This window comes from Parabacteroides vesiculifaciens (assembly GCF_049860805.1).
In the GTDB taxonomy this organism is placed as follows: Bacteria; Bacteroidota; Bacteroidia; order Bacteroidales; family Tannerellaceae; genus Parabacteroides.
Map to the genome: position 1 here is coordinate 1,425,553 of NZ_CP187555.1, position 21,812 is coordinate 1,447,364.

Here is a 21,812-nt window from a genome sequence, read left to right on the forward strand (position 1 = left end):
TCGTTTAGATGAAAATGTGAACCTTCCAAATGATGATTTACCAGTGTGTTAATAGCGACAATGTCTTAGAGCTATCAAGCCGGCATTGCCCCGGGTGAGGGGAGCAATGCCGGCGGTAAGGATTGTTTTTGTTTTATTCTATTACATACCAGTTATAACCCCTTGCCGGAATCCGGATTTTCAACGGAATCGTATAGTCGCGCGACAAGGTGTGGCGAACACCCTCTTTACCCTGTTCTTTTACCAATGCTTCCGTGGTCAATCCTGTATAGTAGAGCGGCAACTTGATGGTGCGCTCCATTGGTTGGTCGGTAGGATTATAGACCATGACAAATCCTTTTTCCTTCCTGCCGGGTGCAACGTGCATGATTCCGTCCCAGTCCTTACCGTCGGGACGGCGCAGGTGGATCACTTCGCTGTTCAGAATGTCACGATACTGTTTATACCAGCCGACGACCTCTTTTACCGTCCGTTTCGTCTCTTCGGTGTCGTAAAGCCGGTGCCCCCGGTAACAGGCCTGCACACCGGTTCCATAGTTTTGTATCATGTGGGCTTTATAATCGGCGAGATGTTCGCTGAGCGGTTCCAGCGTAGCGGCGGCTCCGCCTCCGTGATACTGGGTGAGCGGTACGAACGTCCAGCACATACCCGGTAGCCGTTCCCAAAGACCGTCATACATAACTTGTCTGCCCAATACCAACTGCCGTTCGCGTGGCAGTGACCAGTTAACTTCTCGGTAACCGATTCCGACTTTGTTGCCTCCGTTCAGTAGATAGCCATAGTCTGGGATATTCATGTAGATGCCGTTCTCGCACATCCACTGGTAGAGATTGGCGATTTGTTTGCGCTGTTTCCACTGGGAGTCTTTCAATCCTTTGTGGTGGGCGTGGACAGTCGAGGCACAGACATTCCCCGGATAGGAACCGTCGTTCTCGAACACGGTCATCCCTGTCTTTTCGAAGAACTGTTTGATCTTACGGAAATAGTCATAGCCCCAATCGCTGCAAAGGCAAGGGGAGCTACCGAAGATCATCCCACCTCTTTTGCCTGTTTCGGGATTGATCACGTCCACATCATCACTTATCCAACGGCTTGACAGCAGTGAATAGCCGCCCAGTTCGATACCACGGGAGTGGGCATAGTCGCGCAGTTCCTTGAATTTGGCATAGTTGGCCGGCGATTCGTCTTCCATATCCAGACCAGACCCAAAGCTGATGATCAACATCTCGTATCCGGTGGCTACGCATTGATCGACCGCCTGTTTCACTACTTCAGGATCGCTGGAGGTGCAGTGCATGAAAATCGGGTTTTCAGTAGTCCAGGGTGCAATTGTCCGGTACATCCGTTTGACGAACAGTCCTTTGCGGTCCCTTTCCTCACTGTCGAAAGGCATCAGCCAGGTGCGGAAACTTGAAAAAGAAGTGCCGTTACTGATCCGCTCGTCCGGTCCCATCGGCAATTTAACTTCTAACAGGCAAGGTGTCAGCAATGGATAGTTACACTGTGAAGTGTAGCGCGGATCAGGATTCCAGTGCTCGGTTTTGTCGGCTATCTTTTCGATAAAGCCCAGGAAACCCCAATCGCTTTCAACGTGGATATTCGGCTTGCGGAACATTTCCGGGCTCTTGGCCTCTACCGGCGACTCCGGTTCAGCCATTGCCAACTGTTCCAGCACGAAGGAATCGAGATTGACATCTGCACCTGTGTGGTTTTCGATCTCGAACCATTTGGATATACAAGGCAGGCCGTCGTAAAGGACATAGTGCAGCTTTACTTTTACACCTTTCAGTTCGTCCGGTCCTTCCAATAGGAAGGTAAGCTGTTTGCCGGACAGGTTCTGTTTCTTTTCCAATGCCCATCGTTTACTCGTCCAATGGATACGCGGAGAGATTCCGGAAATCCGGAAATCAACGACACGGAACGAATTGGCGAAAGGTTTCATCCGGTCGAGCCATTTGTACTGGGTGTAGCCGAATTCAGGCTGGCCGTCCAGTCCGCCTAACGGATAGTTCTTGCCATCGAGCGTCAGAATCCCTTCGTTGCTCACGGCCCGCAACATATTTTCCCCGGTCATCAGATTCTGGATGTCGACTGTTGCGAGGTTTGGAAAGATACGGAATACACGGCTGACCAACCCATTGCTCAGCACAAGGTCTTTACCTTGGTTGGCCTGGCGGACAGTTGTCTTAGCTTCCTCGCTACAGATCAGCCAATCGTAACCGGGAGACGGTAAAGGCAGGCTGACAGCTTCTAACTGGCTAATCTTTTGCTGGAGGGATTGTTCGACCTTCTTAGGCATGGAGGCGATTTCTCCCTGGTAATCGGGAGCGATCAGGGACGGTCTAATCTCGAAATAGGTAACAACGGCTTCCAGCCAGTCGGCATGGTCACCGCTGATTCCGTCGTTTGCATCTTCCGCTTCCAGTTCCAGTATCTTAATTCCTTCGATGGGGATGGAGATCTCTTTGGCAGCCTCGCCTCCTCTCATGATGCCGCTGTTATACAGTTCTTTCCCGTCTCCAGTGATTTTGAAGATAACGCTTCCCTTTTCCAGCTCCCCGCTTCCTTCTCCTGTGCCGACATATTGTTTGCGGCCGTTCGCCTGGTCGTAAAAGAGCATTGTCCCGTTGGTCAGGGGAATTTTGGCCAGACGGCTGTCCTTGTAATTAACCGACTGGTCGTTGATACCGATCTTGCATGTGAAAAGAGTGGATTTGCCTTGGAGGGAAATCTTTATTTTGCTGTTTGCCTGTACACCGACTCCATCCGTAAAAGCCGTTCCGGCAACCTGCAAAGGTTCGCCGGTGACTGCTTTGCCGGACATCGGGATTCCGTAAGGTTGGTAGATGGAGGTTAGATCCATCCCCGACAGTTTCATCTGGTCTGTTTGGGCAATCAGATTGGTTGCCATGCAGCAAAAGCCAGCAAGCAGAAGTTGTTTTGTTGTCATATTGATTTTTTTAAGGAGTTATTTATCCAGGTTTTCAAAGATATTGTTTTCATGGATTTCGTCTACCTTGATTTTATATTTGTAATATTCGGCGCTATGGCAGGCGACATTTTTTCGTTATTGCATTGTTTTCAGCCCCCTCAGGTCACTGCCTGAGACATTCTGGAAGACGCTGAGCCCGAATTCTGGAATCACGGCCAGCACATGGTCGAATACGTCGGATTGGATGCCTTCGTAAGGAACCCAGTCTTTCACAGAAGAGAAAAAATACAGTTCGATCGGGATGCCCGTCTCCGTGGGTTGCAACTGTCGGACCATGCAGGTCAGTTCCTTGCTCACTTCCGGCAAGCTTAGGAGATAGTTGACCAGGTAGGCGCGAAACACGCCGATATTCGTTTGCCGCCGTCCGTTTACAAGGATGGAACCGTCGATCCGGTGCTCTTCGTTATAGGTATTCAATTCTTTCTCTTTCTCGTCAATATAGCCTGTCAGCAAGGATATTTTACGGAATCTGGCCAGCATCTCCGGTGTGCAGAAACATACGCTGTTCATATCGATATTGATCGAACGCTTGATCCGCCTACCGGGCGATTCGGACATCCCGCGCCAGTTCTGGAAGGCATCGCTCACCAAGGCATAAGGGGGAATAGTCGTGATCGTATTGTCGAAATTCTTCACTTTGACAGCGTTCAGCGTGACTTCGGTAACCGTCCCGTTCGCCCCGTATTTCTCCATCGTGATCCAGTCACCCGGACGGAGCATATCGTTGGCGGAAAGCTGTATGCCGGCCACGAATCCCAGGATCGTATCTTTGAATACCAACATCAGGATCGCAGCCGAAGCACCCAGCCCGGCAAACAGCGTCGTCGGTGATTTACCGATCAGAATGCTGATGATCAGTATAAAGCCGATAAAGAATACGGCCACCTGCAATAACTGGATGAAACCTTTCAGTGGTTTGTTTTTGAGCGACTCCTTCCGGTTGTATATTTCGTGGACGACATTTAGGGAGGCGCTGATAAAGCGCAACGATACGGCGATAATATAAATCTTGCATATCATTTGCAGGATTCCCAGTATCTTAGGTGTCTCGTCGGCCGGGAAAGCCAACGGCAGCAGGATATACACCAGAATGGCCGGAATCATATGCATCAGTTTATTGATGATCTTACGCTCGACGATCAGGTCGTCCCACTGGTTGCGGGTTCTCTTTGCAAGCCGTTTGAACATATTCAGGAAGATGTAGCGGCAGGCGTAGTCGATGCCCACCGTTACGACGATGATCAGCAGCAGGACGATCGTATTATCCAGTTCGTTGGCCGAACTGCTGATAATACCCCATTCGACCAGACGGCTATTAATCCATTCTTGTATCGCGTGCATATTCTCTATGATTAATCAAGTGGAACTTGCGGGTAATCTTCCGGCGACATGCCGGTGATCCCCTTAAACTGGTGGTGAAAATTGCTCCGGTCAGACTCCACATTCTCTGTCCTCGAAATACTCTTTAATAACAAATGAATGCCGCAGGCAAAGATCACAGCGAAAGAGACCAACGATAACAACAGATATGTATTCAATTCCGGCATATATAATTTATTTGAGTACAAAACTAATTAATAAAAGCGCAATTAGAAAAAATACGGCGGCAAAACTGGAATGATAGTTTTACCCTGCCGTTATTATAATAAGATCAGCTCGCCGATTGCTGCAAATCGAAGCATACCGGCAGACCCCGGAATCTGCTTTGTCCGCATCGGCCTCAGAACTATAAATTTATAGTTCGCTGCTCCGCGATAGGCAGAATAACGCTCTTTAATAGCCCACCCTCTCTTTACTCCGAATACTGATAAACCTTCAACTCGAACTTGGGGACCATTGCGAAGAAATGGTCGAAGATATCCGATTGGATGCGTTCGTAATCTTTCCATACTTTATTGCGTGAGAAGAAATAGATCTGGATGGGCACGCCATATTCCGTCGATTGCAACTGGCTGATGATCAAATCCAGGTCGGTGTTTACGACCGGAAGGCTTGTCAGGTATTTTTCCACATAGACACGGAACACCTGTGAATTGGTGGGCACGACGCCTTCATCCGGCTTGTAGTCGGCAAGCAACGGGATCTCCTTGCGGAACGTGTCGAGCATATCCGGCGTGCAGAACTTGATCGTGTTCAGGTCGATGTAAATGGATTTCATCACGCGGCGGCCTCCCGATTCCACCATCCCGCGCCAGTTTTGGAACGAGCCGTTCACCAACGTATAGGGAGGAATGGTCGAAATGGTGTTATCGAAGTTCTGTATCTTGACCGTGTTAAGCGTGATTTCCATGACAATACCGTTGGCGTTCGAGCCGGGAACCGTGATCCAATCGCCCGGCCTCAGCATATCATTGGCGGAAAGCTGGATGCCAGCCACAAACCCCAGGATTGTATCTTTGAATACCAACATAAGGATTGCCGCCGAAGCGCCCAGTCCGGCGAACAGGCTTGCCGGCGATTTCCCGATCAGAATGGCGATAATCACGATCCCGCCGATAAAGAACAGCAAGACTTGAAGTACCTGCATGAACCCTTTGATCGGGCGGTCCTTACTCACCTGCCGCATATTGTACATATCCAAGAACACCAGTATAAAGCCGTTTATCGCCAGCAACAAAGCGAACACGATATACACAGCGCATATTTTCTGGGACCAGAGCAACAAGCCTTTCCCCCGTATAAACGCTAAAGGCAACAGGGCATAGACTAAGATGCCCGGTATCGTATGGACCAGGTGGTGGACGACCTTACGTTTGAGAAGCAGCGAGTCCCACTGGTAATGCGTATGCTGCGCCAACTTTTTCATGCTGCCGACAAAGATCGCCTGGCATAGGTAGTCAAGTCCGATTGCCAGTATGACCAGCAAAACAGCGATAATCATTTCGTCGAAAGTGTTTGCAATTTTAGGGTCTACGCCCCAACCGATCAGGATGCCATTCATCCAACTGCCTAAGTTTATCATAAGGTATTTGCTTTTATTTAGGATAACAATTAAATATTCGTTTGGTTTATTGTATCAATCACAAATATCTGATTAATTTTTTTATCTTTGACGCTAATATTACAAATCTGTGGCATGACCGTGAAATTAAAAGTAATGATGATGGTATTCGCATGTTGTTCTTATCAATCGCAAGCAGGGGACTTGAACGCTCTTAAAGTAAAAGAATATAAACTGGAAAACGGACTGACCGTTTGGTTGAACGAAGATCACAGCCAGCCGAAGGTCTTCGGCGCCGTTGTCGTCAAGGCGGGATCGAAGGATTGCCCGGACACGGGTATCGCCCATTATTTCGAGCACATGATGTTTAAGGGTACGGACCGTATCGGGACGCTCGATTACGAGTCGGAGAAGGTCCTGCTGGACTCCATCGCCATGAAATACGATGAGCTGGCCATGACGGAAGATGTCGTGACGCGTGCCCGCCTGCAAAAGGAGATCAACGAACTAAGCATCCGTTCTTCCGAATATGTCATACCGAACGAGTTCAACCGGCTGATCAGCCGCTTCGGCGGTTCAGGCTTGAATGCAGCGACTTCATACGATGCTACGATCTATTTCAATACGTTTTCCCCGCAATATATGGCCCAATGGGCGGAGATTAACAGCGAGCGCCTTATTAATCCCGTCTTCCGTCTTTTCCAGAGCGAATTGGAAACAGTCTATGAGGAAAAGAACATGTATGGTGATTTCATCGGCGGCCAGGTGATGGACACGTTGATGGCGCGCTATTTCGGTCCGCACCCGTATGCCTATCCGATTATCGGCAGCACGAAGAACCTGAAAAATCCGCGGCTGACGGAGATGCGCAAGTTCTTCGAAGATTATTATGTGGCATCCAATATGGCGCTGATTCTTAGTGGCGATTTCGATACGCAGCAGGTTATGCCTGTCCTCGAGAAGACCTTTTCACGCATCCGTCCGGGGAGTGTCCCGAAGTCGGAGAAGGTGATGTTGCCGCCGTTCAACGGGCGGGAGAAGTTGAAGGTGAAGTTTCCGATCCCCTTTATCAAGGCGATGGGACTGGGGTTCCGGGGCGTTTCGGCCAATCATGAAGACCAGGTTGCCCTGAACATAGCGGTCAACCTGTTGAACAACGCCAACGGTACGGGCTATCTGGACAAGCTGATGGTCGAACATAAGCTGATGGGAGCCCTTGCCATTAACGAGAGCATGAATGAGGCGGGGATTCTGGCTGTCGCCATTATGCCGAAACTGTTGATCCAGTCGTACAGTTCGGCCGAGAAAATGGTCTGGAACGAGATCAACCGGGTGAAGAACGGAGACTTCAGCGACGAAGTGTTCAACAGCCTGAAACTGGAACAGAAACGGCAGTATGCTTCCGCATTGGAGAATATCGACTCGCGTGCGACGGTCATGATGAACCTGTTTTCGCAGGGAAAGAATTGGAACGATTACCTGAACGAAGTGGCGCGGATCGAGTCCATCACGAAAGAGGATGTCGTGCGGGTCGCCCAAAAATATTTCAGCAATAACTATTTGTGTGTAACCAAGAGCACGGGGAAATATCCGAAAGACAATTTGCCGAAACCGGCTTTCTCTCCGGTTGTTCCCCGGAATGCAGACGCTTCGTCTTCCTATGCCGAACAGTTGGAGAAGATACCGGAACAGCAAGTAGCACCTCGTATCATCGATTTCGAGAAGGATGTGAAGACGTCGAAGTTGACTCCTTTGGTGACGTTGTACACGACTCCTAATCCGCTGAACGATATTTTCACCTTCAACATCTCCTATGGAATCGGAGCCTTGGAACAGCCGGAATTGATGCAGCTCATCAACTACCTGCAACTATTAGGAACCGAGTCTTTACCTTTCGAGCAGTTCCGCAGCCGTTTGCAATCGATCGGGAGCACACTTGCTTTCGATGTGACGCCCGATGCTTTTGTCATGAAGGTGACTGGTTTCGATAACCATATTGACGAGACGATGGAACTTGTGGGCGACTTTATCCGCCATGCAAAAGCTGACGACAAGAAGCTACGTCAGATTGTGGACGATGCCAAAGTCTCGGAGAAAGCCTTTTTCAAGTCGGGCGACAATGTGGCATCAGCTTTGTTAGAACAGGTGAAGTACGGCGACCAGTCCCGTTACCTGCGTAAACTTTCACTCTCGCAGATCAAGAAATTGAAGGGAAAAGATCTGTTAGCGGTCTACGATAAAGTACGGAGTGTACAGTGCGACCTTCACTACTGCGGCACATTGCCTGTGGAAAAGGTGATCGGGACGATTCGCCGGCATATCCCGTTGGAGCGGACAACCGTAGCCTCCAATTCTCCCTATTACCGCGAGTTGAAGCAATACGACAAGCCGACAGTCTTTTTTATCGATATGCCGGACATGACGCAGAGTATCGTTTACAGCTATGTCAAGGGCGATCCGGTTGACGACAAAGCTTCCCGCCACGCTTCCCGGCTGTTCTCCGTCTATTTCGGGGGCGATATGTCGTCACTGATGTTCCAGGAGATAAGGGAATTCCGATCTTTTGCATACCGGACAAGCGGTCGTTATCAGTTGCCGAACCATGCCCATAAGGGGACTGCCGGATCTTTTACGGCGATGCTGTCCACCCAGAGCGACAAGACGCTGGATGCATTGGGCGTGCTGGATTCGCTGATCCGGAAAATGCCGTTGAAACCGGAAAGGGTAGAAGCGATCAAGCAATCGTTGGCCAACCGTATCAATAACGATTATCCGTCTTTCCGTAGCCTTTCCGAAAAAGTGGCAAGTGCGCGAATGGAAGGTTTCGACCGTGATCCGGCAGAAGAATTTCTGCGGGATATCGCGACGATGGATATGGAAGATATTTCCCATTTCTATCAGGAGCAGATCTGTGGCCGCCCGGTTGTTTACGTGATTGCCGGGAACCGGAAACGTATCGATATGAAGAAACTGGCTGAATATGGTACGATAGTAAAAGTTAAAAAGAAAGATATTTATAAATAATGTATAGTAAAGACGAACTCAAGAACCTGAAACTTGAATTTTGGGAAAGTTTCGCCGCATTTTGTGAAGTACAACCGTATCTGAGGGGACGTAAAAAGATGTGGACCTTGTATGATACGAAAGTAAAAGGGGTCGAGCTCAAATTCGATGCAACGAGGGAAGGGGCGTTTGTCATCCTCGAAGTGAACCACAGGAGTGAAGATGCCCGGCTGGAAATGTTCGAACGCCTGACGTGGTATAAAGATACGCTCGAAATGGATTTTCCGGAGGGGCTGACGTGGGACATTTGTTTTGTGCGTGATACCGGCAAGCAGGTAGCCCGCGTTTATACCTCCAGATCCGGTATCGATTTCCACCGCCGCCAGGATTGGGGCGAGTTCTTTTCCTTTATGGCAAGTCAAATGTATCTGTTGGAACGTAACTTCATGTCTATAGCAGAGTATTTGAGGGAATAGAGGAAATTTATGATTTTTGAGTTATGATTTATGTTATGTTTAAACACTTTATTGGTATAGCTTCTATCGCATTCTTGAGTGCTTGCAGTACTCCTGCATCCGATACAGTGCTGTTGCAACCGGGAGTCAGCCGGGAGTTGGCGCAGTTCAGGAAAGAACATTTCCAGGGGGTACGCTACAACCTCTTTTTCTCCATTTCCGAATCCCGCAAGGAGGCTGTTACAGGTAAAGCGGAAATAACGCTTGCCCTCCGGAAAAAGCAGCCGGTTATCATAGATTTTCGCGGAGAACCGGAACAGGTCGCTTCTGTTTTATTGAATGGCAAGAAAGTTTCTTATGCAGTTAAGGACGAGCACATCGTGATCAGTGCAAAAGATGTGGCAAAGGGTGAGAACCGTGTAAACATCGAATTTACGGCAAACGACCAGTCGCTGAACCGCCGGGACGAGTTTTTGTATACGTTACTGGTTCCCGACCGGGCGCGTACGCTCTTTCCCTGTTTCGATCAGCCGGATATGAAATCGCTTTTCACCCTGTCATTAGAGGTTCCTGCCTCCTGGCAGGCTGTCGCCAACGGGGCGATCGGGCAGGAAGATTCGACTTCCGTCCCCGGACGCAGGCGGGTTTCTTTCCGGGAAACTGAACCGCTCAGTACTTATCTTTTCTCTTTCGTGGCCGGCAAGCTGACGCGGGAAACGTATTCGCGAGACGGACGGACGATTTCGATCTACCATCGTGAAACCGATCCGAAGAAAGTGGCACAGTGCCCGGATATCGCCTCCGAAGTGTTCGATGCACTCGAATGGCAGGAGGATTATACCCGGATACCGTACCCCTTTGCCAAATATGACCTGATCATTTTGCCGGGATTCCAGTTCGGCGGGATGGAACATACGGGAGCGACTTTATATACGGACGGGCGGATGTTCCTGAACGAGAACCCGACATTGAACGAACGTCTGGGACGTAGCGCCCTGATTGCACATGAGACTTCCCATATGTGGTTCGGTGACTTTGTGACGATGGAGTGGTTCAATGATGTCTGGACAAAAGAGGTCTTTGCCAATTATTATGCCTCCCAGATGATCGAGCCTCTGTTTCCGGAGGTAAACCATTCGCTTAACTTTATGCTCGACTATATTCCGGCCGCCTACTCCGAAGACCGTACCGCGGGCGCCAATCCGGTGAAGCAGGAATTGGCGAATATGCGGGATGCAGGTTTGATGTACGGCAATATCATCTATGATAAATCCCCGGTTATCTTGGAAATGCTGATTAAGAAAATGGGGGAGGAATCTTTCCGGAATGGGATCCGGGAATACCTGAAAACGTATGCCTACGGGAATGCAACCTGGGAAGGGCTGATCGGCATCCTGGACAAATATACGGACGACGACCTCTCTGCCTGGAGCCATATCTGGGTGAATGAAGAAGGTATGCCGGAGATATGTGGAGTAATAACCGAAGGCAAAACGTTGCTGGTTCAGCAGAAAGATCCGTTAAGGCGTGGGCTTCTGTGGCAACAAGACTTGTCCTTTTTGATTGTCTATCCCGATGGCGGGACGGAAGATTTGCAAGTTTCATTTGAAAAAGAGGCCATGTTCTGTTTCAAGGATTTGAAAAGGCCGGCAGGTGAGGGCAGCTTCGTTATACCCAATGCCGATGGCAAAGGATATGGATTCTTCCGCCTGTTTGAAAAAGATGCAAAGGCTTGTTTGGCCTATCTTCCCGCTTGCAAGGACGAAGTGTTGAGAGGTTCCTTGTTGATTACCCTGTATGAGAACCTGTTGAACCGGACGATCCCTGCGGAACTTTATATGGAAGCCATGTTGGACTATCTGCCGAAGGAAACCAATTCCCTGTTGTTCTCGGCAGCCCTCGGATATGTCGGTAATTGCCAGCGCCTATATCCCTCTGATCCGAAGAAGTTGGAACAAGTGCTTTGGCAGATCGTAGCAACGGCAGAACAACCCCAGCAACGTTTGCAGGCGTTCCGTTATTACCGTTCCATTGCCCGCTCGCCGGAAGCGGTCGGAAGACTGTATGCGCTTTGGAAAGACGGGAAAGCGCCTGCCGGTTGTTCGCTGAGTGAAAACGATTATATCAACCTGTCGTACGGCCTGGCAATCCTGATGCCCGATAAAGCCGATGAGATTGTTGCAACCCAGCAAGCCCGGATCACCAATCCGGACCGTAAGCGGCAATATGCGTTCATCTCGCCATCCGTTTCTCCCCGGAAGGAGGTACGCGACAGCGTGTTTGCCTCTCTGCTCGTTGCAGGGAACCGCCGTGTCGAACCGTGGGCTTCGGCTGCCTTATCGAACCTGAACTGCCAGTTGCGCCAAAAAGAGGCAATCGGTTATATCCGTCCGGCCTTGGAAGTCTTGCAGGAAGTGCAGCGTACGGGGGATATCTTTTTCCCGCGCGACTGGGTACGGGCTTTACTCGGCGGACATACTTCACCGGAAGCCAGGAAGGAAGTGGACGATTTCTTTGCCACTCATCCGGATTATCCTGTTCTGCTCTCAAACAAAATCCGTCAGCAGGCGGATCATTTGTACCGGTTGCACGATTAATTAATGATGATTTAGATGGGCGGTATGGTATAATCATGTCATTCCTGTCTTATTGTACAGTTTTTTGAAATACCCGTTGGTCCAAATCGAGACAGTAGTGCATGAAATTCGATTTTCTACCCCATCTATTTCAAATTACCCTTGCGGGTAATATTTTTTAAGAAACTTGCAATAATATAAAGCGCTAGTTAATAAATAGATATAGATATCCGCCTTTTAGGGGAGGTTCTTGTATGGTTTAACATTTCAAAAAGACAGGTTCACTTCTTGGCATATTTGAATCATTTGGAAGGTTCACCTTTTGGCTGAAATTACACTTTTGATGCAGTTGCTTTGAATATTTTGTAAGTTTTATTTGCTAATTCAATTATTATTGTAACTTTGCAGCGTAAAAATAATAACAAATGAAAAGTACGGTTCTACATTTCCATCATCATCATTACAACGGGCAATAGTTCGGTGGGCTGTGTGGTATGTAGAAACATATGATATAAAAGAATAAGGCTTGCCGTTTGCGGTGAGCCTTATTTTGTTTTTGGAATAATATATATAAACGAAATAAACATGTTACGAATTGCAGTACAATCTAAAGGTCGTCTTTACGATGAAACAATGCTTCTGTTGGAAGAAGCCGGTATTAAATTGAATAGGGGAAAACGTATTTTGTTGTTGTCGGCAAAAGGTTTTCCGGTAGAAGTCCTATTCCTGCGCGATGACGATATTCCACAATCCGTTGCCAATGGCGTTGCCGACGTAGGTATCGTAGGCGAAAACGAATATGTGGAGAAAGGGCAGGAGGCCAAGCTGATCAAACGCCTGGGATTCAGCAAATGCCGTCTTTCGCTCGCGATCCCGAAAGACGAAGATTACCAAGGGGTGGAATGGTTCGCCGGAAAGACGATCGCTACTTCCTATCCGGAAATCCTGAAGGCCTATCTGGCAGAAAAGGGAGTGAAAGCGGATTTTCACGTGATCAGCGGCTCTGTGGAAATTGCGCCGGGTATCGGCCTGGCGGATGCGATTTTCGATATTGTCAGCTCCGGCAGTACGCTGGTGAGCAATCAGCTTAAAGAGGTGGAAGTCATCATGCAGAGCGAAGCCCTGTTGATTGCCAATAACAACCTGTCGGATGAAAAGCAGGCTATCTTAGATGAGCTGTTGTTCCGTTTCGAAGCGATCCAGGTTGCGGAAGGCAAGAAATATGTATTGCTGAATGCACCGAAAGACAAGATGAACGAGATCATAGAAGTGCTGCCGGGTATGAAGAGCCCGACCATCACGCCGCTTGCCGATGAAAACTGGGTGTCTGTCCAATCTGTTATAGCAGAGAAACATTTCTGGGAAATCATCGGTAAGCTGAAATCGTTGGGAGCAGAAGGCATATTGGTGATACCGATTGAGAAAATGATACTTTAAAGGCATGGAAGTAATCAAATATCCGTCAAGAGAAGAATGGGCCTCATTGGCTCAGCGTCCGGCATTAGATGTCACGACACTGTTCGACACTGTTCGCACGGTGCTGGATGAAGTCCGGGAGGGAGGAGATGCCGCCGTTATCCGGTATGAGGAGAAGTTCGACAAAATAGATCCTGCTACTTTCAAAGGGTTGCAGGTCTCGGAACAGGAATTGGCAGAAGCTAAAGAGCTTGTGCCCGAAGAGCTGAAACAGGCCATCCGCCAGGCAAAAGACAATATAGAAATATTCCACGCCTCACAGCGTTTCACCGGAAAAAAGGTGGAGACGGCGCCGGGCGTTACCTGCTGGCAGAAAGCGGTAGCCATCGAAAAAGTAGGTCTGTACATTCCGGGCGGAACGGCCCCTCTTTTCTCCACCGTCCTGATGTTGGCAGTCCCGGCACGTATTGCCGGTTGTAAGGAAATCGTGCTTTGTACGCCTCCGGGCAGGGAAGGAAAGGTGCACCCCGCAATCCTGTTTGCGGCGGAAACGGCAGGAGTCAGCAAGATATTCAAAGCTGGAGGCATCCAGGCTATAGCAGCGATGGCTTACGGGACGGAATCGGTTCCGAAGGTCTATAAGATATTCGGCCCCGGTAACCAGTATGTGACGGCAGCCAAACAGTTGGTCAGCCTGAAAGAGGTGGCAATCGATATGCCTGCCGGCCCTTCCGAAGTGGAGGTGATTGCGGACGAATCGGCCAACCCCGCCTTTATCGCCGCCGATTTCCTTTCCCAGGCGGAACATGGGGTGGACAGCCAAGCTATGCTGGTAACGGCATCCGAAAAGATTGTCGAACCGGTCATGCAAGCGATCCGGGAACAACTGGACCGTCTGCCCCGCAAGGAGATCACGGAGAAATCGTTGGGGCACAGCCGCATCGTCGTACTGAAGGATAAGCAGGAAGTGGTCGACTTCACCAACTTGTACGCTCCGGAGCATCTGATTATACAGACTACCGATTATGCGGATATTGCCGGGCAGATCGAGAATGCAGGCAGTGTCTTTATGGGGCCCTATACGCCGGAAAGCGCAGGCGACTACGCTTCCGGCACGAACCATACGTTACCGACCAACGGATATGCTAAAGCCTACAGTGGTGTAAACCTGGACAGTTTCATCAAAAAGATCACGTTCCAAGAGATCACGGCTGACGGCATCAGGCAATTGGGCGGGACGATTCAGACAATGGCAGCCAACGAACAGTTGGATGCACACAAAAATGCAGTAACAATCAGATTGAACACATTATGAAAGACTTAAAAGATTTAGTCAGGCCCAATGTCTGGAACATGAAGCCGTACTCGTCCGCCAGAGATGAGTTCCAGGGCAATGCCTCCGTTTTTTTGGATGCAAACGAGAACCCGTTTAACAGACCGTACAACCGTTATCCCGACCCGTTGCAATGGGAACTGAAAAAAAAGATTGCGGAGATTAAAGGTGTGAAGCGCGAGTCCATTTTCCTGGGAAACGGAAGTGACGAACCGATCGATCTGATAATCCGTGCGTTTTGCGAACCGTCTATCGACAATATCGTAAGTATCGATCCTTCTTACGGGATGTATGAAGTGGCGGCCAATGTCAATAACGTGGACTTCCGGAAGATCAAGCTGGACGCGAAATTCGACCTGGATACCGACAGCCTTCTCGAAGCGGCAAACGATTGGGTGAAAGTGATATTCCTTTGCTCACCCAACAATCCGACGGGAAACAATCTGAGCCGTGACCGTCTTTATAAAGTGCTGAACACTTTCCAGGGGATCGTTGTGATAGACGAAGCTTATATAGACTTTTCTATCGAACCTTCCTTCCTGGGCGAGCTGGATAAATTTCCGAACCTGATCGTCCTGCAAACCATGTCGAAAGCGTGGGGTGCTGCCGGAATCCGTCTGGGGATGGCTTTTGCTTCTCCTGAAATCATCGCGATCCTCAATAAGATCAAATATCCGTACAATGTAAATCTGCTGACTCAGGAGCGTGCCTTGTATATACTTGAAAACAAGGAACGGATGGAGAGCCAGCTTCGATCGATCCTTTCCGAACGGATCCGCTTGCAGGCTGCATTGCCGGGGCTGAACTGCGTGCGTAAGATCTATCCTACGGATGCAAACTTTATCCTGGTCGAAGTGACGGGTGTCGACACGATCTATAAGAATCTGGTTAAACAGGGGATCATCGTCCGCAACCGGACAAACGTGACCATGTGTAACGGCTGCCTCCGCATTACGGTCGGCAAGCCGGGAGAAAACGACGCTTTACTTGAAGCGCTAAAAAAAATGTAAAGATTTATGATTCACAAATCATACATGAAAAGAGCCTTATTCATAGACAGGGACGGAACGCTCGTGATAGAGCCGCCTGTGGATTATCAGTTGGATAGTCTGGAGAAGTTGGAATTTTATCCGAAGGTATTCCGTAACCTGTACTTTATCCGCAAGCAGTTGGATTTTGAGTTTGTGATGGTTACGAACCAGGACGGTTTAGGTACGGATTCTTTTCCGGAAGATACTTTCTGGCCGGCACACAACAAGATGTTGAAGACATTGGAAGGCGAGGGGATACGTTTCGACGATATCCTGATCGACCGTTCCTTTCCGGAAGATAACTCTCCGAACCGGAAGCCTCGCACGGGGATGTTGGGCAACTATCTGTCCGGCGAATATGATCTGGCAAACAGCTATGTGATCGGCGACCGGCTGACGGATATGCAGTTGGCAGTCAATCTGGGAGCAAAAGGGATATGGTTGCGTCCGGATGACGACGAGGCCCGCTTGTTGCTGGCGGAAAATCCGGCTATTTCTCCTGTCCTGATTACGGACGATTGGGACCGGATTACGGAATATCTTTTTGCCGGAGAACGCCGCGCCACTGTCCAGCGTACGACAAAGGAGACGGATATTTTTGTGGAAGTAAACTTGGACGGACATGGACGGACGGAGATCTCTACCGGTCTCGGCTTCTTCGATCATATGCTCGACCAGATCGGGAAACATTCGGGTATCGACTTGGCGGTACGGGTGAAAGGGGATCTGGAAGTTGACGAACATCATACGATAGAGGATACGGCCATTGCGCTTGGAGAAGCCTTGTTGAAGGCGTTAGGAGACAAGAGGGGGATCGAACGTTACGGCTATTGCCTGCCGATGGACGATTGCCTGTGCAGTGTGGCGCTTGATTTCGGCGGACGCCCCTGGTTAGTTTGGGATGCTGCCTTTCACCGTGAGAAAGTAGGGGATATGCCGACCGAAATGTTCCTGCATTTCTTTAAAAGCCTGAGCGACGCTGCCCGCATGAACCTGAACATCAAAGCGGAAGGCACGAATGAACATCATAAGATTGAAGGAATCTTCAAGGCTTTGGCTCGTTCCATCAAGATGGCTATCCGGCGTGATATTTACCGGTTTGAACTGCCGAGTACGAAAGGAACTTTGTAAATTAAAAATGAAAGAGTTAAAGAATGAAAAAATAGCATCGACTTTCATTCTTTAACTCTTTCATTTTTTCATTTATTCCGCGGTTGGTCCTTCCACATAGAGTTTGCCGTTCTCATCGATTCCCATTTTGTCGATAAAGACAACCCGCTCGCTTCCGGTTTTCTGGGTGTAACCATGATAAACACAATACATCTGCTTGCCGTCTTTTGACCAAGTCACACTGTTGTGCCCCGTACCGGTAACGATGCCTCCCTGCTCCACGTTCTTTTGTAGCACAGGATTGTCGTTTGATTTGGCAAACGGACCGAGCGGATTTTTTGCCGTCGCATAGCCGACAGCATAATTCTGGCCTTTATAGTAATTGGCCGAATACATCATATAATAAGTATCTCCCTTTTTGAGTGTGTAGGGCCCTTCTGTCCAGCGGCGGTTTATTTCGCCTGTCGTAACGGAGCGGCTTTCCCATTCGGATTGCGTGTCGTCCAGTTTTACAGGCGGCCTGAGCAGCAGGACCGGTTCGCCGATTACCTCGGTCAAATCTGGTTTTACCTCAATGCCATATATCCAGCTTTCCTCTATTTCATCGAATTTCCCTTCTTTTTTTGCTTGTTCGGCAATTTCGCTTTCTACCGGATGTTTGTAACAACAACGGGAATAATACAGGTAGGTCCGCCCGTCCTCGTCATCGATCAAGTTTCCATCGATAACCGGATAGCCCGGATCGAACAAAGGTTTATCAGATAATTCCTTGAAAGGCCCTGTCGGTTTGTCAGCAACGGCCACTCCGATACGGAAATTTTCCAATTCGTTAGTCGGATTTTCTTTCCAGTCGGCACTGTACAGCATATAGAACTTTCCACCCCGTTCATACACCTCCGGGGCCCAAAAGTTGGCGACTCCCCATGATCCCGGAATGTTACCCCGGAATACCTGTCCTTCGGCTTTCCAGTTTACCATGTCGGGAGAGGAATACACACTGAAACCGTCGACGGCGCCTCCGCCTGTTCCATACATATAGTATATGCCGTCCGAAGCCAGCAATACATACGGATCACCAAACTGTACGGGGAGAGGATTGGTATGCACGATACTCTTTTCCTGTTGTTCCTTCTGCGCCTTGTGCACGCAGGAAGAAAAAGTAAAAACTGCCGAAAGCAGTATTACAAATTGTTTCATTTGTTTCATAGAATGTCTGTAAAATTAAAAACACATAATAAATGGCGACAAATATACAAATTTGAAATTATTTCCTTTTCTTTGATGTCCGATTTAAGCAGAAAAAAGAGTATGGTTAGAAATATATTGATAGTGTTTTGTGTGATCCTGTTTGCTTCGTGCAGTAAAGATACGGAGTCCAAATTGTTTGGTAAATGGCAATTGCAGAAAATAGAAACAGGTGGGGACGTAGAGAATGTCGACACGGTTTATTTTAATTTTGAACATTCCTTGTTTATGTACCAGGTTTATCTTCCCGCAATCGATTCTTTCCGCCACCAATATGGCTATAATACGCTGGAAGGAGAAAAAACACTATTGCTGGAATTAGAGAACAATCCGGGGCCGATCAGTAAATTCCTGCCTTATACCGACTGGAATTCCTCCAAACAAACTTATACCATCGATAAATTGGAATCCAAGCAGCTGATCTTAAGCCGCGAGGGGAAAAGGTATAGTTTCCGGAAATTCTGATGTTTACATTATTTTGTAATTCAATTTTATCTACAATTTGTCAAAATGCCAGATTTACCCTCCTTAGATTCGTCTGTATACGTCCATTTGCCCAAATGGTTACAAATTGGATAAGGAAATAGGATTTGCAATTGTCATTTTGGTTGTCTAAACCAACGGAAAGTTTTTTCTGTCACCGAAAAATCGAAATGGTGCAGAAGAAAGAATAGAAGTGTAGGCAGAAAGAGCGGTTTGCCGTCAAAATGTCAATCACAAAAGGTCTTCCTCATAGAGCTTGTGAGGTGTTAAAATAGTGTTCAAAGGCCTTTCAGGAGCCTTCTTACCATTTTCTTTTTCTTTTTTTCAGTTCGTCCGGTAAAATCATCTAAATGATTTACTAAATTCATCCTAATGTTTTGTCCAAAACACCCTAATGGTTTTCCATAATCATTGAGATCATTTGAAAAATCATTGAGATGATTTCCCGAAAAAGTGCAAAAACAAGTGGCTCTTAGGCTAAAAAGCATAAAAACAAGAATATGCATGTTAGCAAAAGCATTCAAAATAAATCGATTTGATAGCAGATAGCCTATATTTACTATCAATGAGACAAGTTGCCGCAAATAGACATGAACTATTTCATGACCAAACAATAGTTCTCCTTCCCCCATCTTCCCGCCAGACCTTCTTATCCTGAAGCTGCCGGATTACGGCAGCTTGCTTTCGAAATAGACAGCATTGATGAAGCCATCAAGGAACTGTGCTATGTGGTGGCGAGAAAGTATCTACCAAGTCATATTGTTTAGAGAGGATGTTATCTTCATCCTCTGTCATCAGACCTGTTTCAGCAGCCAATTTACGAAGATATTCCCAAGTAGATCCACCATTTTTGTCAATGGGAATACGAGTGATATAGACATCATTTTCCTCAAAGTTCTCATAGTAACCATTGGTATAGGTCACTCGATAGAATGTATGACGAGTGTCAGAAAACCGCAATACTTCAGCCATATTGTTGATGTGCTTATTCTTGATATGCAATCCTTTTTCGCTGAAATCTATGTTTTTTGGATTGGTAAAGAATAGCAGACGGGCCTTGTTGTAATTGAACACACGAGGAGATGACGAGAATCGAACTGTCCAAAGGCCGTTCTTGTTTTCACTGATAAAGGAAACTTGCTCGGTGATAAACATTCGCTTATTGTCACGTCTCTCTAAATTTACTATCATGTATTGTCTTGTGTCCATAATATACTTCTTTCTCATTATTTATTATCAAGATTGTCCTTGGTAAATGTAACCATAAATTCCTTGCACTTGCGTTTGCCCGGACGGGCTGCAGCAACAGAATAAGGGCTATACTTTTCATAAATGTCCAATCCTCTGCCTAACGAAATGACCCAACCTGTGTCTGTTTTGATGCAACGGTCGTGGAAGTCGCGGAAATGATAATCGAACTCGATGCCATACTCCGTCATGTCATCCTTAATATCATCCAGTTTGTCTATCAGTTCGGGAATCTTACTTTCTTCCTCGTTGGTGGTCAAATGGACTTTAAGGTCATCCACATAGCGAGTGTCAATCAGCATAGCCAGGAACTCCATCAGGTTCTTTACCTGCCAACTGGTGCGGATGAACGGATCTTCAATCGTTATTTCGGTAGCCTCTTTCAGATAGTCGGCAAAAAGCGATTGATAAGTAACTCCGGTCTGTCCCAAACGGAAAGAAAGATTCTTCTCCTGCAATGGGGCGATGCGTGGGCGTGGCTTTCTTTGTTCCTTGACCTCGGGCATGACGGTTTCATTATTTATCCGTTCCAAAGTTTCCACATTCAACTCCCTGCTATCCTTCTTACGGATGTATGTGAACTTTGCAGGTTCGGCCAGAAAAGTTTCATCAATGATATAAAGTTGGTCTTTTACGCGCTTGCGACTTTCAGCGGCAAAGTCAATCAGTTCATACGCTTCTTCGTCTGTCATCTTTCCATCCGGGTAGATGAGTTTTACCATACCGGAGAATGTCTTGCGGATGGCCAAGTGGTCGCGTTCCGAAAGCGAACCGTCAAATTGTGCATACTCTTTGAGCAGAGCGGTGAGGTCATTGTTACGCAACTCGTGGAGCACGGCGGCTATATAGTCTGTTATCAATCCGTAACTTTTGGAGAAGCTGTCTTTTTTCAGCATCTTGATTTCCCAACCGGGATTGTACAGATGGATGCGGTCTAAGAAGGCTCCTTTGATGAAAGCCGTAGGAATGGACTCGAACAGATGGCTATTTTTCAGCATATAAGGCACGGTGTGTTTGGTATTGCCCACGAATACCATAGATGCCGAAGCCTCGTGCGTACCCTTGCCTCGGTTGAACGATTTGTTGGCAAGGTAGTTTTGCATGGTGTCAATCAACACTGCATCTACCGAACGACCTTTCTGCTGTTCAAACTCGTCCCATGCCACCACATCCCAATAGCCCACCAAGCCCAGTATCTCCCTGTTGCCACTCATCTTGACAAAGAGGCGGGCACTGGTTACATCACCACCGCTTACCAGTACGCCGTATGGCGACAATTCTTGAAATACATGGCTTTTTCCGGTTCCTTTCGGACCGAGTTCCATAAAGTTGAAATTATTCTCCACGTGGGGAAGCAACCTTGCCAACGTAATCAACTTCTCCCTTCGGTTGAACTTTTTCGGGTTCAATCCCACGGTGTGCATCATAAAGTCGAGCCATTCTTCTGTGGTGAAGCATTGCCGTTGTTCGATATACTCCTGTACATCCACATTGGATATTTGTACCGGTTTGAGCGTCTGAATTTCCCAACGCACCTTGACATCTTCCCCTGGAATATACCCGATAGTGACAATGCACCACACTCCGTTGCCTGAAAGCAACTTGGGATTGGAGGTCACATATTGCGTACCGATAGGAATATTATTCAAACCCAAGTTGGCAAAATGCGCATGATACTCATCCGACCTTTCATTGAGCGTCACCGTCACCTTGTCAATGATGCGATGTTTCCCTTTCTCACGGATAGTTCCTTTGATGGCTTCGGCATCGGCACGATGTACATAATTGTTTTGGATTACTTTCTTTACCTTTTCTAACCCTTCCGCAATAATCTCTTCCTCATTACTGGCACAATACTGCCCTAACAGGTATTCCAACACATAGGTAGGTACCGGCAATCCTCCTTTTACGAGGAAAGCCAAATCCTTGCGAACCACCTTGCCCACAAAGGCATCCATCACTTTATCTTGTAAGTCCAT

15 protein-coding genes and 1 pseudogene are annotated in these 21,812 nt (G+C 47.9%); 8 read left to right on the forward strand and 8 right to left on the reverse strand.

From position 1 onward, the window contains the following. Positions 1–133: 133 nt before the first annotated feature. The 4 genes from ACPYIV_RS05795 to ACPYIV_RS05810 all read right to left on the reverse strand — a co-directional run bounded on the left by ACPYIV_RS05795 (position 134) and on the right by ACPYIV_RS05810 (position 5,954). Entirely contained in the window at positions 134–2,950 is a 2,817-nt protein-coding gene (locus ACPYIV_RS05795; protein WP_425886084.1) for an NPCBM/NEW2 domain-containing protein, read from the reverse strand. Between the two features lie 117 nt (positions 2,951–3,067). Continuing rightward, positions 3,068–4,333 carry a mechanosensitive ion channel family protein gene (locus ACPYIV_RS05800; protein ID WP_293733740.1) on the reverse strand — a complete coding sequence of 422 codons (1,266 nt, stop codon included), beginning with the start codon at positions 4,331–4,333 and terminating at the stop codon, positions 3,068–3,070. A gap of 11 nt (positions 4,334–4,344) precedes the next feature. Beyond that, entirely contained in the window at positions 4,345–4,539 is a 195-nt protein-coding gene (locus ACPYIV_RS05805) for a hypothetical protein (protein WP_293733741.1), read from the reverse strand. A gap of 245 nt (positions 4,540–4,784) precedes the next feature. Continuing rightward, positions 4,785–5,954: a mechanosensitive ion channel family protein gene (locus tag ACPYIV_RS05810; RefSeq protein WP_293733742.1), complete on the reverse strand. Its 1,170-nt coding sequence runs from the start codon at positions 5,952–5,954 to the stop codon at positions 4,785–4,787. A gap of 114 nt (positions 5,955–6,068) precedes the next feature. Between ACPYIV_RS05810 and ACPYIV_RS05815 the strand changes: the two genes are divergently transcribed. The 7 genes from ACPYIV_RS05815 to hisB all read left to right on the forward strand — a co-directional run bounded on the left by ACPYIV_RS05815 (position 6,069) and on the right by hisB (position 16,878). Further along, positions 6,069–8,957: a M16 family metallopeptidase gene (locus tag ACPYIV_RS05815; RefSeq protein WP_425886088.1), complete on the forward strand. Its 2,889-nt coding sequence runs from the start codon at positions 6,069–6,071 to the stop codon at positions 8,955–8,957. Beyond that, positions 8,957–9,412 carry a DUF4268 domain-containing protein gene (locus ACPYIV_RS05820; protein ID WP_293733744.1) on the forward strand — a complete coding sequence of 152 codons (456 nt, stop codon included), beginning with the start codon at positions 8,957–8,959 and terminating at the stop codon, positions 9,410–9,412. Before ACPYIV_RS05815 ends, ACPYIV_RS05820 begins: the two co-directional genes overlap by 1 nt. Before the next feature lie 23 nt (positions 9,413–9,435). Continuing rightward, positions 9,436–11,988 carry a M1 family metallopeptidase gene (locus ACPYIV_RS05825; protein WP_425886091.1) on the forward strand — a complete coding sequence of 851 codons (2,553 nt, stop codon included), beginning with the start codon at positions 9,436–9,438 and terminating at the stop codon, positions 11,986–11,988. Positions 11,989–12,552: 564 nt separating this feature from the next. Further along, complete coding sequence (gene hisG / locus ACPYIV_RS05830) at positions 12,553–13,404, forward strand: ATP phosphoribosyltransferase (RefSeq protein ID WP_293733746.1); 852 nt, start codon at positions 12,553–12,555, stop codon at positions 13,402–13,404. A gap of 4 nt (positions 13,405–13,408) precedes the next feature. After that, positions 13,409–14,698 (forward strand): histidinol dehydrogenase, encoded by a 1,290-nt coding sequence (gene hisD / locus ACPYIV_RS05835; RefSeq protein ID WP_293733747.1) that lies wholly within the window; start codon positions 13,409–13,411, stop codon positions 14,696–14,698. Next, positions 14,695–15,726, forward strand: coding sequence for a histidinol-phosphate transaminase (gene hisC, locus ACPYIV_RS05840; protein WP_301705010.1), 1,032 nt, complete (start codon positions 14,695–14,697; stop codon positions 15,724–15,726). Before hisD ends, hisC begins: the two co-directional genes overlap by 4 nt. A gap of 24 nt (positions 15,727–15,750) precedes the next feature. Then, the gene (gene hisB, locus ACPYIV_RS05845; RefSeq protein ID WP_301705011.1) at positions 15,751–16,878 is read left to right on the forward strand and encodes a bifunctional histidinol-phosphatase/imidazoleglycerol-phosphate dehydratase HisB; all 1,128 of its coding nucleotides are present in this window, start codon (positions 15,751–15,753) and stop codon (positions 16,876–16,878) included. Positions 16,879–16,950: 72 nt separating this feature from the next. Here hisB and ACPYIV_RS05850 read toward each other — a convergent pair whose 3' ends face one another. After that, positions 16,951–18,063, reverse strand: a complete 1,113-nt coding sequence (locus tag ACPYIV_RS05850) for a glycoside hydrolase family 43 protein (RefSeq protein WP_301705012.1) — start codon at positions 18,061–18,063, stop codon at positions 16,951–16,953. Between the two features lie 102 nt (positions 18,064–18,165). On the opposite strand from ACPYIV_RS05850, the gene ACPYIV_RS05855 reads away from it, so the two are divergent. Beyond that, positions 18,166–18,567 (forward strand): lipocalin-like domain-containing protein, encoded by a 402-nt coding sequence (locus ACPYIV_RS05855; RefSeq protein ID WP_301705013.1) that lies wholly within the window; start codon positions 18,166–18,168, stop codon positions 18,565–18,567. 296 nt (positions 18,568–18,863) lie between these two features. Here ACPYIV_RS05855 and ACPYIV_RS05860 read toward each other — a convergent pair whose 3' ends face one another. The 3 genes and pseudogenes from ACPYIV_RS05860 to brxL form a co-directional block, all read right to left on the reverse strand. After that, positions 18,864–19,217, reverse strand: coding sequence for a hypothetical protein (locus tag ACPYIV_RS05860; RefSeq protein WP_425886095.1), 354 nt, complete (start codon positions 19,215–19,217; stop codon positions 18,864–18,866). 112 nt (positions 19,218–19,329) lie between these two features. Then, positions 19,330–19,794: pseudogene (locus ACPYIV_RS05865) on the reverse strand (AAA domain-containing protein); the annotation flags it as partial. Positions 19,795–19,811: 17 nt separating this feature from the next. Then, complete coding sequence (brxL, locus tag ACPYIV_RS05870; protein WP_301705015.1) at positions 19,812–21,812, reverse strand: BREX system Lon protease-like protein BrxL; 2,001 nt, start codon at positions 21,810–21,812, stop codon at positions 19,812–19,814.